At 66.8% G+C, this 11,582-nt stretch carries 10 protein-coding genes and 1 pseudogene; 4 read left to right on the top strand and 7 right to left on the bottom strand.

Annotation, left to right across the window (positions count from 1 at the left end):
* Positions 1-21 precede the first annotated feature (21 nt).
* The 4 genes and pseudogenes from QRO93_RS20010 to QRO93_RS19995 form a co-directional block, all read right to left on the bottom strand.
* Positions 22-912 (bottom strand): annotated as a pseudogene (locus QRO93_RS20010) (alpha/beta fold hydrolase).
* A gap of 140 nt (positions 913-1,052) precedes the next feature.
* A complete protein-coding gene (locus tag QRO93_RS20005; protein ID WP_004153587.1) occupies positions 1,053-2,069 on the bottom strand; it encodes a 3-oxoacyl-ACP synthase III in 1,017 nt (338 codons plus the stop codon).
* Positions 2,070-2,171: 102 nt separating this feature from the next.
* The gene (locus QRO93_RS20000) at positions 2,172-2,489 is read right to left on the bottom strand and encodes a DUF4156 domain-containing protein (RefSeq protein WP_005407628.1); all 318 of its coding nucleotides are present in this window, start codon (positions 2,487-2,489) and stop codon (positions 2,172-2,174) included.
* 179 nt (positions 2,490-2,668) lie between these two features.
* Positions 2,669-5,518: a pitrilysin family protein gene (locus tag QRO93_RS19995; protein ID WP_164242447.1), complete on the bottom strand. Its 2,850-nt coding sequence runs from the start codon at positions 5,516-5,518 to the stop codon at positions 2,669-2,671.
* Positions 5,519-5,932: 414 nt separating this feature from the next.
* Between QRO93_RS19995 and QRO93_RS19990 the strand changes: the two genes are divergently transcribed.
* Together QRO93_RS19990 and QRO93_RS19985 are read left to right on the top strand one after the other, a co-directional pair.
* A complete protein-coding gene (locus tag QRO93_RS19990; RefSeq protein ID WP_053448482.1) occupies positions 5,933-6,409 on the top strand; it encodes a hypothetical protein in 477 nt (158 codons plus the stop codon).
* A 69-nt stretch (positions 6,410-6,478) separates the two neighbouring features.
* Entirely contained in the window at positions 6,479-6,958 is a 480-nt protein-coding gene (locus QRO93_RS19985; protein ID WP_004153580.1) for a tRNA (cytidine(34)-2'-O)-methyltransferase, read from the top strand.
* Between the two features lie 300 nt (positions 6,959-7,258).
* Here the strand turns inward: QRO93_RS19985 and QRO93_RS19980 are convergent, their stop codons facing one another.
* Positions 7,259-7,744 (bottom strand): hypothetical protein, encoded by a 486-nt coding sequence (locus tag QRO93_RS19980; protein ID WP_180878705.1) that lies wholly within the window; start codon positions 7,742-7,744, stop codon positions 7,259-7,261.
* An 82-nt stretch (positions 7,745-7,826) separates the two neighbouring features.
* Complete coding sequence (locus QRO93_RS19975; protein WP_053448481.1) at positions 7,827-8,990, bottom strand: acyl-CoA dehydrogenase family protein; 1,164 nt, start codon at positions 8,988-8,990, stop codon at positions 7,827-7,829.
* A gap of 257 nt (positions 8,991-9,247) precedes the next feature.
* On the opposite strand from QRO93_RS19975, the gene QRO93_RS19970 reads away from it, so the two are divergent.
* Positions 9,248-10,924 carry an electron transfer flavoprotein-ubiquinone oxidoreductase gene (locus QRO93_RS19970; protein ID WP_180878706.1) on the top strand — a complete coding sequence of 559 codons (1,677 nt, stop codon included), beginning with the start codon at positions 9,248-9,250 and terminating at the stop codon, positions 10,922-10,924.
* Positions 10,925-10,989: 65 nt separating this feature from the next.
* Positions 10,990-11,391, top strand: coding sequence for a cytochrome c family protein (locus QRO93_RS19965; RefSeq protein WP_053448479.1), 402 nt, complete (start codon positions 10,990-10,992; stop codon positions 11,389-11,391).
* Here QRO93_RS19965 and QRO93_RS19960 read toward each other — a convergent pair.
* A partial coding sequence (locus tag QRO93_RS19960) for a hypothetical protein (RefSeq protein WP_285304337.1) occupies positions 11,385-11,582 on the bottom strand: 198 nt, incomplete at its 5' end. The two genes, QRO93_RS19965 and QRO93_RS19960, sit on opposite strands and share 7 nt — an antisense overlap.

Raw genomic sequence — 11,582 nt, 5'->3', positions numbered from 1 at the left:
GCGGGGGCCCCCCCACGCCCCTCAGATCGGGTTGCTGTCGAGGAACGCGCGGATTTCCGGCACCAGCACGTCGTGCTTGTCTTCCAGCACGTAATGGCCGGCGTCCTCGAAGGCATGCACCTGGGCCTGCGGCAGCGCCGCCTGGAAGCCCTTCAGGAAATGATGGTCGAACACGAAGTCGCGCAGGCCCCAGCCGAGGAAGGCCGGGCGGTCGGCGAACGACGGCAGCGCCTTGCCAGCGCGCTCCAGCAGCGACCAGGCCTTGTCGGCCGGTGACAGCGGGATGTCCTGCATGAAGCGGATGGTGCTGATGCGGTTGGCGTAGCTGTTGTACGGCGACACATAGGCACGGCGCACATCGGCCGGCATCTTGCGCTCCACGCCCAGCCACGAGGCGCCGGACGAGAAGGCATTGAAGGTGCGGATGATCCACTCACCGATCTTCCAGTGGCGGCCCAGCGCGATCTGCCACGGCATCTTCTTCGCCGCCGGCATCGGGAACGCAGCAGTGTTGAGCACCACCAGGCGCTTCACCTGCTCGTGGTGCGACAGCGCCCAGCCGAAACCGATCATGCCGCCCCAGTCGTGCACGGCCAGGGTCACCGGGCCGGTGATGCCCAGATGCTTCAGCAGCGCATCGAGGTCGTCCACGCGCGACTGCAGGGTGTATTCGTAGCGGCTGTCGTCCGGCTTGTCCGACAGGCCCATGCCGATGTGGTCCGGCACGATGCAGCGGTACTTGTCCGACAGGCCGGCCACCAGCGTGCGCCAGTAGTAGCTCCACGACGGATTGCCGTGCACCATCACCACCACTTCGCCGTCGCGCGGGCCTTCGTCGAGTTAGTTCATCGACAGGCCGGGGCGCACGTCGAAACGCTGCGGGTGGGCGGGGTAACCGGGAAGATCGCGCATGCGGAGCACCTAGGGAGAATCGCGGCGCGGTATAGAGCCGAGCCGATGTTCGGCTGCTCTCCGGTCCGCTGCGGAAGAGCCGCGCTGCGCGCGTGAGCCGAGCATGGCTCGGCTCTACAGGAGGTCGGGCAGCGGGCTGCTTACCAGACCACTTCAGCCATCGAGCAGTTCAGGCCCGAGCCGATGCCCAGAAGCGCGATGCGATCGCCCTTCTTCAGCTTGCCCAGCTGCTTGAGCTTGCTCAGCACGATCGGCACCGAGGCCGGACCAATGTTGCCGTGCTCGCCGAAGATGGTCATGACCTTCTTCGGGTCGATGCCGAAGTTCTTGATGAACGCAGCGGTGTGCGGCTGGCTGACCTGGTGGATCACGAACTGGTCCAGCTCTTCCACGGCCCAGCCCAAGGCGATCTTGGCGGCGGTGAAGGTCTTCTGCGCCAGCTTGATGCCTTCGATCAGCAGCAGGCGGGTGTCGGTGACCATGCGGTCCAGGTTGCCCAGGCACAGCTGGTTCCACTCGGTGGCCGAGCGAGTCACGCCGCCCTTGTAGCGCGGTGCGTCCGGCACCAGTTCCGAGCGCGCCATCACCATCGCGGCGGCGCCCGAACCGGTGGTCAGCGCGGCCAGCTCGTTGCGGAAATCGTCGGCGGTGACGTCCGGGGCGGTCATGCGCTCCAGGGTCTTCTCGTACACCAGGTTGGCGGTCTCGCCATCCACCACCAGCGCGTAGTCGATGTCACCGCGCTCGATCATGCGCGCGGCGATATCCATGCCGTTGATGAAGGCCAGGCAGGCATTGGCGACGTCGAAGGTCATGCACTCGTCGCTGACGCCCAGGTTGCCCGAGACGATCGACGCCGTGGACGGCTCCAGGTAATCGCGGCTGACCGAGGTGTTGACCAGCAGGCCGACCTGGGTCGCGGTGATACCCGCGTCTTCCAGCGCCTTGCGCCCGGCCATGGTGGCCGCATCGGAGGCCAGCACGCCGTTGTCCCACAGGCGGCGCGCGTGGATGCCGGCGATGTCGCCGAGCACGTCGGTGCGGATACCCAGGCGGTCCAGCGTCGGCTGCAGCCGCTCGTTGATTTCCTTGGTCGTCAGCGTATGCGGCGCGTCGACGTGTGCCAGGCCGGCGATCGAGACATTCTTGAAGAGCATCGAGGTTAGCGCCAAGGCTCAGGCAAAAGGGGGCGCTATTCTATAACTCCCGGGCTTTCACCGCATCTTTACGAATTCAGGCTTGCCCGTATGGTGAAGCGTTCAGCGCGGCGGGCACTGGAATGCGGCGAAGCGCTGGCTGCCATCGGCGGGGGCCGCAGCGGCCTGCACTGCATTGGCGCCGGCACTCGGGGCCTCGTTGCGGGCCAGGGTTTCCAGCTCTTCCTGCACGCGCAGCGGGTTGCGGTTGTAGAAGCCGACCTTGCTCTTCACGGTGACCACCACCTCGCCCTTGGCGATGCAGCCGGCCGGAACCGGGCCTGCCGGCAGCACGCGGGTCGCCTTGCCGGCCGGTTCGATCGGCACCCAGGTGCAGGCAGTGACGGTGAGCAGCAGGGAGGAAAGCAGCAGAACGCGCATGGGCAGATCCTGGAAGGGTATGGGGGGGATTCTGCCTGAACAGCCTGAATCGGGGGTAGCCGGGCTCGGGGTCGGATCCCCCGCAGGGGGCTCTGACCCCGTCTTCGGGTCAGGCGTTGCCGGCCAGCGGCCGGCACTACCGGGGCAGGCCTGCCCGCCGTGGCGGGCAGGCGCATCCCTTATTTCTTGACCGGGTTGCCTTCGGCGTCGATCACCGTCACCTCGCCCAGGTTCAGCGCGCGCACGGCCGCTTCGGTCTGCTTCAGGTCACCCACGACCACCCAGGTCAGCGCCTGCGGCTTGATCTCGGCGGCGGCCTGCTGCACCTGCGCCGGGGTCATCGCCTCGATCTCCGCCTTGCGGCGCAGCACATAGTCGTCCGGGCGCTTGAACTGCACGATCGAACCGATCGTCGACGCCACCGCGCTGGCGGTCTCGTAGGCACCGGGCAGGCTCAGGGTCTGGATGTTGCGGATGCGGTTGACCTCGGCGGCGGTGGCCGGCTTGCTGCCATCGGCGAACGCGGCGATTTCCTTGCGCATTTCCGCCATCGCCGGGCCGGTCTTGTCGATCTGCACCGGCGCACTGGCCATCCACGGACGCTGGCCCACCGAATTGACCGCGCTGCTGCGCGCACCGTATGACCAGTGCTTGTCCTCGCGCAGGTTCATGTTCAGGCGCGAGGTGAAGTCACCGCCGATCACGCCGTTGGCGATGTCGAAGCGGGTCGAGCTGGTGGCGCTTGATGGCGGCACCACCTGGCCGGCGAACAGGTTGGCCTGCACCGCACCCGGCTGGTCGATCAGGAACACGCGCGGGCCCTTCGGCAGCGCGACGTCGGTGGCGGCCTTCACCTGCGGGGCATCGCCACTGGCCTTCCAGTCGCCCAGCTGCTTGTCCAGCAGCGGCACGATCTCGGCCAGCGTGGTGTCACCGACCACGATCAGGGTGCCGTTCTGCGGGCGCAGCCAGTCGTGGTGGAAGTCGACCAGGTCTTCGCGGGTCAGGCCGTTGATCGCCGCTTCGTCACCGCTGCCGGTGAACGGAATGGCGTACGGGTGGCCCTTGCCGTACAGCAACGGCGGCAGCACGCGCATCGCCACCGCACCCGGGTTGACCTTCTCCTGCTGGATGCCGGCGATCCAGGTCGCCCGGACCCGGTCGATCTCGCCCTGCTCGAAGCGCGGCTCGCGCAGCAGGTCGCGGTACAGCGCCAGCGACGGAGCCAGGTTCTCCTTCAGCGCGGACAGGTCCACGCTCATCGAATCCAGGCCGGCCGAGGCATCCAGGCTGGCGCCCAGTGCGTCGGCAGCATCGGCGAAGGCCAGCGAACCCAGCTTGCCGGCGCCTTCGGTCATCAGGCTCATGGTGAAGTTGGCGGTGCCCGGCTTGCGTCCCTGGTCGGCGCTGAAGCCGCCCGGGAACTGGTAGCTGAACTGCACCACCGGGATTTCATGGCGTTCGGCCAGGATCACCTGGGTGCCGTTCTTCAGCGTGGCACGCTGCAGCGCCGGGAACTTCAGCTGCGGGAACTCGCGGGTCTGCGGCACGCCGGCCTTGCGGTCCACCTGCTCGGGCAGGGTGCTGTACTTCGGGTCCACCGCAGGCACGGTGAACGGCTTCGGCGTCTGGCTCGGTTCTTCCTTCAACGCCACGCGCTCACCCGGCTCGATCACCAGGGTGTGGCTGCCCTTGTCCAGCCACTGCGCGCCCAGACGGCTCAGATCGGCGGCCGTGGCCTTGTCGATGTTGGCCAGCGAAGTGCGGAAACAGCCGGGGTCGCCGGTGAACACGGCGCACTCGGCCAGCGCGTCGGCCTTGCCGCCAAAACCACCGATGCGCTCGATGCCGCGGATGAAACCGGCGCGGGCGCCGGTCTTGGCGCGTTCAAGTTCGGCCGCGGTCGGACCCTGCTTGATCAGCCGGTCCAGTTCCTCATCGATGATCTTCTCGACCTTGGCCGGGTCCTGGCCCTGCTTCACGGTCGCCACGATCACGAAGTTGGAGCCCAGCTGCGAGGTCGACAGGCCCGAACCGATGCTGTCCACCAGCTTGTCCTGGTGCTGCAGGCGCTGGCTCAGGCGCGAGGACTTGGCGCCACCGAGTACCTGCGCGAACAGCTGCAGCTGATCGATATCGGTGGTGCCGACCTGCGGCACGTTCCAGGCGCGGTAGATGCGTGGCTGCGGCACCTTGTCGGTCATCGTCTCGCGGCTGTCGGCACTGCGCTTGGCCACGTTCACCGCCGGCTGCGCCATGGTCGGACCGGCCGGGATGCTGCCGAAGTACTTGGCGACCTTCTCCTTGGCGGTGGCCAGGTCGATGTCACCGGCCAGCACCAGCACTGCATTGTTCGGGCCATACCAGGTGCGGAACCAGGTCTTCACGTCGTCCAGCGAGGCCGCGTTGAGATCGTTCATCGAACCGATCACACCGTGGTGGTACGGGTGGCCGACCGGGTACAGCGCCTTGTTGATCTGGTCCCAGGCCTGGCCATAGGGCTGGTTCTCGCCCTGGCGCTTCTCGTTCTGCACCACGCCACGCTGCTCGTCCAGCGCCGCCTGGTCGATCGCACCGACCAGATGGCCCATGCGGTCCGATTCCATCCACAGCGCCATGTCCAGCGCGGTGGTCGGCACGTTCTCGAAGTAGTTGGTGCGATCGGTATTGGTGGTGCCGTTCTGGTTGGTGGCACCGACCTGCTTGAACGGCTCGAAGTACTCGCCGTCGTGGTTTTCGCTGCGCTGGAACATCAGGTGTTCGAACAGGTGCGCGAAGCCGGTGCGGCCGGCCGGTTCGTCCTTGCTGCCCACGTGGTACCAGACGTTGACCGCCACGATCGGCGCCTTGCGATCGGTATGCACGATCACCCGCAGGCCGTTCGGCAGGGTGAACTGCTCATACGGGATATCGACCCTGGCCGGGGCAGCCGGCTTGGCGGCCAGCACAGGGGTGGGCGCAAGCGTGCCCAGGGCGGTGCTGAGGGCGACAGCCAGCAATGCAGCGCGCGGGCGAAGGGCGAGAGACATATCCGGATCCTTGGTCACGTAGGTGAACCCCGATCCTAGCGTGCGCACGCAGCGGCAGGAATCGGTCGCCAGTCACTGGGGGTGTTTGCCCTGATGCGCCATTTCGGCCCCTCGCTGCGGCCTTCTGGCAGGTCACATGCGGCGGCAACCCGCGTCCGGACAGTGTCCGTCGCCCATCGAATGGACAGGTGTCCGCCCAGCGGACACTTTTCAGATCGGAAAAAGCCTTTCAAATCAATCACTAAAAGTTGGCACGGGGATTGCTTGGTATTTCCTGCGCCAGGAAGGGCTTCAGACGCAAGGTGACTGAAGACTGAACAAATGCAGGAAATCGAAAATTTTCCTTGCAAGCCCAGAATCGGTGTACTACCTTACTACCACACCACTGATCACCAACACTAAACAGGCCCCGTCATGAACGCCAAGACCATTGCCATCGCCATCGCCCTGATTGCCGGCACCGCGGTTGTTTCGTCGGTGCAGGCCTCCGAATCCATCAAGACCCTGTCCACCGTGCAGGTCCGCCCGGCCGCCGACCAGCTGGCCCAGCAGGCCTGGGAACAGGCCAGCGGCATCCCGACCCTGGCCACCGTGGAGGTGCGCCCGAGCGCCGACCAGCTGGCCGAGCGCAACGGCTACGCCGCCACTCCGGTCGCCGCCGCGATGCCGATCACCACGTTGGCCTCGGTGGAAGTGCGCCCCAGCCTGGAGCAGCGCGTCGCCCTGGCCGCCGAACTGGAAGCCCAGCGCTACGCCGCCACCCTGGCCGCCGCCGCTACCAACGTTGCCCACTCGGTCATCGTCAACCTGCCGGCCCTGCAGGTGCGCCCGAGCGCTGCCGACCTGCAGGCCCTGGCCAGCGAAACCGCCCAGGTCCTGCTGCGCCCGTAACCGGTGTCGCCCTGCCCCGTGCAGGGCGTGCGCCGTAAAGGCGGCGGCCGTCGCAGGTACACTGCGCCGATGAATGCCGCGCCCCAGTTCCACGTGATCCTGTTCCAACCGGAAATCCCGCCCAACACGGGCAATGTGATCCGTCTCTGCGCCAACACCGGCGCGCAGCTGCACCTGGTCGAGCCGCTCGGCTTCGCACTGGAAGACAAGCAGCTCAAGCGCGCCGGGCTGGACTACCACGAGTACTCGCGCCTGCAGGTGCACCCGGACTTGGACACCGCGCTGGCGCGGATCGCGCCCAAGCGGCTGTTCGCCCTGAGTACCCGGGCCAGCGTGCGTTATGACAGCGTGGCCTTTGAAGATGGCGATGCGTTCCTGTTCGGACCGGAAAGCCGCGGCCTGCCGCAGGACGTACTCGATGCTTTGCCCGATGGCGCCCGCCTGCGCCTGCCGATGCGGCCGGACAATCGAAGCCTCAATCTTTCCAACACCGTCGCCGTGGTGATGTACGAGGCCTGGCGCCAGCATGGGTTTGCCGGCGGCGCGTAACGCCACGCGTCTCTCTTCTGCCTAATTGCTGTGGCGGGCGCATGCGTTCATGGGCGTTACTTTTCTTTCCGCGCGGAAAGAAAAGTAACCAAAAGAAACGCGCCGCCATCCGCGAGCCGGTGCTACGCACCGGTACCCTGCGCTCCTCGGCCCGCCGGGGGACGGCGCGGAACTCGCTGCGCTCAAACATCCGCGCCTCTTCGCCCCCGCCGGACCTGCGGTGCTCGGCTCGCTTCAAGGCGGACCCAACAGCCGCGCAGTAGATCCACACCATGCGTGGATGTCTTCCGCCTGGATCAATCAGGAGCGGGCGCCATCTCGTTGCCTGGAACGCGCGCGATTGCCCACAGAAGAAAACTCCAGACCATCAATATCAGCATGCGTGCCGCACAAGCCCAAGCCCGTTGCCGTAGGGTCGATCCCGCCGGATGAGACTCTCAGCGCACCTGCATGTTTCTCGATAGCCACGGTGCCTAGTTCGGACTGATGAATCAGCCTTCCGCCTTCTGGCTTCATATGCAGCACAAAGGAGCAGACGTGCTGCATCGCCTGGGTACTGTGCAGCTCAACCCTATAGCCCAGTGATTCTTCGACAATTAACAAGCTGTCCCTGAACCCATCGCGGCAACTACGTCCGCTGCCAGGTTCGGTACACAGATCGCTCGCCTGCGAATAGCTACCTGCCCAGGCCCCATCATCCCTGTTGCCTGCCCACGCCATCTGCAGCACGGAGGCTTGGAAAAGCAGCGAGAGACACAGCAGCCTTACAGCGGGATTGTTCTTCATTCAGCTTGCATCTCCGGATAGGCGTCTCATGTCGCCCACCCTACTCGGCAACGCCGGCCAGCGGCCGGCACTACCGGTGCACTCAGAACGCGTTGATGCCGGTCAGTTCGCGGCCGATCACCAGCTGGTGCACGGTCTCGGTGCCTTCATAGGTGATCACCGATTCCAGGTTCAGCGCGTGGCGGATCGCCACGTGCTCGGTGGTGATGCCCGCGCCGCCGAGCAGATCGCGACACTCGCGGGCGATGTCGATCGCCATGCGGCAGTTGTTCCACTTGGCCAGGCTGACCTGCTGCGGCTGCAGCTGGCCCGCTTCCTTCAACCGCCCCAGCTGCAGCGCCAGCAGCTGCGCGGTGGTGATGCGGCGGGCCATCTCGGCCAGCTTGATCTGCGCGCTCTGCGTGGCCGCCAACGGGCGCCCGAACAGCACGCGCTCCTTGGCATAGCCCAGTGCTTCATCCAGGCAGGCGATGGCCGCGCCGATCGGGCCCCAGCTGATGCCGAAGCGGGCCTGGGTCAGGCAGCCCAGCGGCCCCTTCAGGCCCTTCACGTTCGGCAGGCGATGGCTGTCGGGCACGCGCACGTCGTCGAAGAACAGCGCACCGGTCAGCGACGCGCGCAGGCTCATCTTGTGCTTGATTTCCTGGGTGGTGAAGCCGGCCATGCCCTTCTCCAGCACGAAGCCCTGGATGCCGTCCTCGGTCTGCGCCCAGACGATGGCCAGGTCGGCCACCGGGCCGCTGGTGATCCACATCTTGCTGCCGCTGATCCGCCAGTCACTGCCGTCGCGCACCGCACGGGTCTTCATGCTGGCCGGATCGGAACCGCCGTGCGCCTCGGTCAGGCCGAAGCAGCCGATCAGTTCGCCGCGCGCCATCGCCGGCAACCACTGCTGGCGCTGTTCCTCGCTGCCATAGGCGTAGATCGGGTACATGCACAGCGAGCTCTGCACCGAAACGAAGCTGCGCAGGCCCGAGTCGCCACGCTCCAGCTCCTGGCAGATCAGGCCGTAGCTGACCGCACCGAGGCCACCGCCGCCGTATTCGGCCGGCAGGGTGGCGCCGAGCAGGCCCAGCGATGCGATCTCCGGCACCAGTTCAGATGGAAAACGGGCCTGGTCAAAGGCATCGCCGATGATCGGCAGCACCCGCTCGTTGGTGAAGCGGGCGACGCTCTCCTGCACCGCGCGCTCTTCCTCGTTGAGCAGGGAACGGACATCGAACAGATCGTACGGATGCAAAGCCATGGCACTCACGCGCAGTCAGGACCGGGCCATTGTCGGTCATCCGGGCAGAGCGTGCCGACCCAGGTCGGCACCCACCAGAGCGGCGGCCCTACGCTGCAATGCAGCAATCGGGATGTGAACATCGGCGATCTAGCTCGATCACGCGCGGCCCGGTACCCTGACACATTCAAACAACCGTTTCGCTCGTGGCTGCACGCGCGATTTCCAGGCACCGCCGGTGGCCCCGATGCCGGCCCTACCCACGAGTCATGCAATCGATGAGCGCTGAAGCCAACGCCCTGCCCCCGCGTGAAGTAATGGAGTTCGACGTGGTGATCGTCGGCGCCGGCCCCGCCGGCCTGGCCACCGCGATCCGCCTGCGCCAACGCGCGATCGAAGCCGGTCGCGAACTGTCGGTCTGCGTGCTGGAGAAGGGCTCCGAGCCGGGCGCGCATGTGCTGTCCGGTGCGGTGATGGACCCGCGTGCACTGACCGAGCTGTTCCCGGACTGGGCCGAGCGCGGCGCGCCGCTGAAGCAGAAGGTCACCCGCGACGAATTCCTGTTCCTCAGCGAAACCGGCGCACGCAGCACGCCCAACGCGCTGCTGCCGGAGTGCTTCCACAACGAAGGCAACTACATCATCAGCCTGGGCGAAGTGACCCGTTGGCTGGCGCAGCAGGCCGAGGCGCTGGAAGTGGCGATCTTCCCCGGCTTCGCCGCCGCCGAGGTGCTGTATGGCGACAACGGTGAAGTGATCGGCGTAGCCACCGGCGACATGGGCATCGAGAAGGACGGCAGCATCGGCCCGGCCTTCGAGCGTGGCATGGCGTTGCAGGCCAAGTACACGATCTTCGCTGAAGGCGCGCGCGGCCACCTCGGCCGCCAGCTGATCGCCCGTTACAAGCTGGACGAAGGCAAGGACCCGCAAGCCTACGGCATCGGCATCAAGGAGCTGTGGCAGATCGACCCGGCCAAGCATGAGCCGGGCCTGGTGGTGCACGCCGCCGGCTGGCCGCTGGACAACGACACCTATGGCGGCGCGTTCCTGTACCACGCTGACGGCGGCAAGGTTGCCATCGGCTACGTGGTCGGCCTGGACTACAGGAACCCGTGGCTGAGCCCGTTCGAGGAATTTCAGCGCTTCAAGACCCACCCGTCCATCCGCAAGCACCTGGAAGGTGGCACCCGCATCGGTTACGGCGCGCGCGCCATCACCGCCGGTGGCCTGATGTCGCTGCCGAAGACGGTGTTCCCCGGTGGCGCACTGGTCGGCTGCGAGGCCGGCTACCTCAACGTCAGCCGCATCAAGGGCAGCCACGCCGCGATCAAGACCGGCATGTTGTGCGCCGATGCGGCCTTCGATGCGCTGGCTGCCGACCGCCAGCACGATGAACTGGACGCCTACCCGAAGGCGTTCGAAGCCAGCTGGCTGTTCACCGAACTGCAGCAGGCCAAGAACTTCAAGCAGTGGTTCAAGAAGGGCCAGACCGTGGCCACGCTGATGACCGGCATCGAGCAGTGGCTGCTGCCCAAGCTGGGCGTGCGCAACCCACCGTGGACCCTGCGCCACAGCACCCCGGACCACGCCTGCCTGGAGCCGGCGGCCAAGCACACCCGCATCGCCTACCCGAAGCCGGATGGCGTGCTGACCTTCGACCGCCTCAGCTCGGTGTTCCTGAGCAGCACCAACCACGACGAGAACCAGCCCAGCCACCTGACGCTGAAGGACGCCAGCATTCCGGTGAAGGTGAACCTGGCCGAGTACGCCGGCCCGGAAGCACGCTACTGCCCGGCCGGCGTGTACGAGTTCGTCGGCGAGGCCGACAACGCGCGGCTGCAGATCAACGCGCAGAACTGCGTGCACTGCAAGACCTGCGACATCAAGGACCCGACCCAGAACATCGTCTGGGTGACCCCGCAGGGCGGCGGCGGCCCGAACTACTCGGGCATGTGACCGCCACGGGCTGCGACCGCGTGTCGCAGCCCGGTCGTTTCCGCGCACCGCTATCCTGCCCGCCCATGCGCGCCTTCAACCTGCTCACCATCGTTGCCATGGCACTGGCGGCCACGGCCTGCCAGCGCCCGGGCGCCGCACCGGCCACGCCCGAACAGGCCCACCAGCAGGCCATGCAGCGCGCGTTCGAGCTGTGCGCCGGTTGCCATACCGTTCAGCCTGGCGGGATCCATCGCTTCGGGCCGAACCTGCATGGCGTGATCGGTCGCCGTGCAGGCAGCCTGCCCGACTACGGCTATTCCGACGGCATGCGCCGCGCCGACATCACCTGGACCGCGCAGACCCTGGATGCATTCCTGCAGTCGCCCACCCACCTGGTGCCGGGCACGCGCATGTACAACGCCTTCCCCAGCGCCGAACGCCGCGCGTTGGTGATTGCCTACCTGCAGCAGCAGTCGGCTCAGTGAGCCAGCCGCTGAAGCTGTTGCTGCAGCCGGGCCACGAACGCCGCGACCGCAGCGAACAGCGGCGCCGGATCGGTTTCGGTTGCGTCCTGCAGGCGCTCGACCAGCGCATTGGCCTGGCCCGCCAGCACGCCCGCCCCCACCGCCCCGAGGCCGCCGGCCTGGCGATGCAGGTGCAGCGCCGCGGCCGCACG

The organism is Stenotrophomonas maltophilia group sp. Smal17 (genome assembly GCF_030237045.1).
GTDB classification, from domain to species: domain Bacteria; phylum Pseudomonadota; class Gammaproteobacteria; order Xanthomonadales; family Xanthomonadaceae; genus Stenotrophomonas; species Stenotrophomonas forensis.
Note: the sequence above shows the minus strand (reverse complement) of the source record. Positions and strands in the feature narration are given on the sequence as shown.

What these genes read in the sequence shown, in the direction of transcription:
- QRO93_RS19965 (WP_053448479.1), top strand. Translation starts at nt 10,990, where the DNA reads ATGCGCGCCTTCAACCTGCTCACCATCGTTGCCATGGCACTGGCGGCC.
- QRO93_RS20000 (WP_005407628.1), bottom strand. Translation starts at nt 2,489, where the DNA reads ATGCGCGTTCTGCTGCTTTCCTCCCTGCTGCTCACCGTCACTGCCTGC.
- QRO93_RS20005 (WP_004153587.1), bottom strand. Translation starts at nt 2,069, where the DNA reads ATGCTCTTCAAGAATGTCTCGATCGCCGGCCTGGCACACGTCGACGCG.
- QRO93_RS19990 (WP_053448482.1), top strand. Translation starts at nt 5,933, where the DNA reads ATGAACGCCAAGACCATTGCCATCGCCATCGCCCTGATTGCCGGCACC.
- QRO93_RS19970 (WP_180878706.1), top strand. Translation starts at nt 9,248, where the DNA reads ATGAGCGCTGAAGCCAACGCCCTGCCCCCGCGTGAAGTAATGGAGTTC.
- QRO93_RS19980 (WP_180878705.1), bottom strand. Translation starts at nt 7,744, where the DNA reads ATGAAGAACAATCCCGCTGTAAGGCTGCTGTGTCTCTCGCTGCTTTTC.
- QRO93_RS19975 (WP_053448481.1), bottom strand. Translation starts at nt 8,990, where the DNA reads ATGGCTTTGCATCCGTACGATCTGTTCGATGTCCGTTCCCTGCTCAAC.
- QRO93_RS19985 (WP_004153580.1), top strand. Translation starts at nt 6,479, where the DNA reads ATGAATGCCGCGCCCCAGTTCCACGTGATCCTGTTCCAACCGGAAATC.
- QRO93_RS19995 (WP_164242447.1), bottom strand. Translation starts at nt 5,518, where the DNA reads ATGTCTCTCGCCCTTCGCCCGCGCGCTGCATTGCTGGCTGTCGCCCTC.